The following is a 255-nucleotide window of genomic DNA, read 5'->3' on the forward strand; positions in this document are numbered from 1 at the left end:
GTTCCCGCCCGGAGTGGGCGGCGGCGCTGCCGCAGGAGATGTTGGGTGCTCCGGCTGATTCGAATATCGCGACGCCGGTGTTCGATGGTGCGCGGGAGGAGGAGCTGACCGGTTTGCTGGCCTCGACACTGCCCAACCGTGACGGGGAGCGGATGGTCGATGACGACGGTAAGGCGGTGTTGTTCGACGGGCGTTCCGGTGAGCCGTTCCCGTATCCGGTCGCGGTCGGTTACATGTACATCCTGAAGCTGCATC

At 65.1% G+C, this 255-nt stretch carries 1 protein-coding gene; it reads left to right on the forward strand.

Annotated elements, in window-relative coordinates; all coding sequences use genetic code 11:
- Positions 1–255, forward strand: a 255-nt coding sequence (locus IU450_RS41560; RefSeq protein ID WP_195154794.1) for a hypothetical protein, incomplete at both ends; no start/stop codon positions are given.

Origin of the sequence: Nocardia abscessus (genome assembly GCF_015477775.1) — a bacterium.
Classification (GTDB): domain Bacteria; phylum Actinomycetota; class Actinomycetes; order Mycobacteriales; family Mycobacteriaceae; genus Nocardia; species Nocardia abscessus_A.